Origin of the sequence: Mycobacterium sp., from assembly GCF_050701515.1 — a bacterium.
In the GTDB taxonomy this organism is placed as follows: domain Bacteria; phylum Actinomycetota; class Actinomycetes; order Mycobacteriales; family Mycobacteriaceae; genus Mycobacterium.
Genome location: NZ_JBOGDB010000212.1, coordinates 1 through 1,574, shown reverse-complemented (window position 1 = coordinate 1,574; position 1,574 = coordinate 1). Strand labels below are relative to the sequence as shown.

1 protein-coding gene is annotated in these 1,574 nt (G+C 71.0%); it reads left to right on the top strand.

Features of this window, described 5'->3' with window-relative positions; all coding sequences use genetic code 11:
* Window positions 1–1,574: 3'-5' exonuclease (locus ACRDU5_RS16925; RefSeq protein WP_526615811.1), on the top strand; the 1,574-nt coding region annotated here is incomplete at both ends.

Sequence of the window (1,574 nt, the reverse complement as noted above, 5' to 3'; positions counted from 1 at the left end):
CTCGACCGTGATCCTGATCGGCGACCCGAAGCAGGCGATCTACGCGTTCCGCGGCGGCGACATCGTCACCTACCTGCAGGCGGCCGAGACCGCTGGCGAGCGGCGGCAGACCCTGGGCGTGAACTGGCGCAGCGACAAGGCGCTCGTCGACAGCCTGCACGCGCTGTGGGGCGGCGCCGAGCTGGGCTCACCACAGATCGTCGTGCACGACATCGATGCCCACCACGCCGGCCACCGGCTCGCCGGCGCCCCGCACAACGAGCCGTTCCGGCTGCGGGTCGTCAGCAGGGACACCTTCGGCGTCGACCAGGATCGCACCATCGGGATCAAGCAGCTGCGGCCCTACATCGCCGCCGATCTCGCCGCCGACATCGCGGCCCTGCGGGCCAGCGGGGCGACGTTCAACGGCAACCGGGTCACGGCCGGTGACATCGCAGTGATCGTCGAGAAGGGCATCGACGCGATTCCGTGCCGAGATGCCCTGTCCGCCAGAGGCATTCCCGTCATCTACACCGGCGATACGGACGTGTTCGAGTCCGATGCGGCCGCGGACTGGCTGTGCCTGCTGGAGGCGTTCGACCAGCCGCACCGCAGCGGGCTGGTGCGCGCGGCAGCGGCGACGATGTTCTTCGGTAAGACTGCCGACGACCTCGCCGCGGGGGATGACGCGCTGACCGACGAGGTCACCAGGACCATCCGGGAGTGGGCCGGCCGGGCGCGCGAGCGCGGAGTGGCCGCGGTGTTCGAGGCGGCGCAACTGGCGGGCATGGACGAGCGGGTGCTGGGCCGGCACGGCGGCGAGCGGGACATGACCGACCTGGCGCATGTCGGTCAGCTGTTGCACGAGGTGGCCCACCGCGAGCGGTACAACCTGCCGGCGCTGCGGGACTGGCTGCGCCGCCAGCGCGAGGAGCGCGAGGGGCCCGACGAGCGCAACCGCCGGCTGGACAGTGACGCCGCCGCGGTGCAGATCATGACGGTGTGGGGCGCCAAGGGCCTGCAGTTCCCGATCGTCTACCTGCCGTTCGCGTTCAACCGGCACGTCCGGGTGGACGACGTGTCGCTGTTCCACGACGAGGACGGCACGCGGTGTTTGCACATCGGCGGCAAGAACAGCCCGGACCGCAATGAGGTCGAGGAGCTGAGCAAGGCCGAGGAGGCGCGCAACGACATCCGGTTGACGTATGTCGCGCTGACCCGGGCGAAGTCACAGGTGGTGGCGTGGTGGGCGCCGGCGTGGGATGAGCCGACCGGCGGGCTGTCGCGGCTGCTGCGGCGCCCCGTCGGTGATCCGAAGGTGCCGAATCGGTGTAAGCCGAGCACGGTGTCCGACGAGGAAGCGTTGGCGCACTTCCGCGAGTGGGAGGCCGCCGGCGGGCCGGTGATCGAACCGTCGGTGGTTGGGCCCGCTGCCGCTGCTCCGCCCGGCGACGTGCCGGTCGACCTCGACGTTCGGCATTTCCACCGAGCGATCGACACCACGTGGCGGCGGACGTCGTACACGGCGCTGATCCGGATCGCGGAAGCCACCGGTGTGGGCAGCGAGCCCGAGGTGACCGCGCGCGACGACGAGG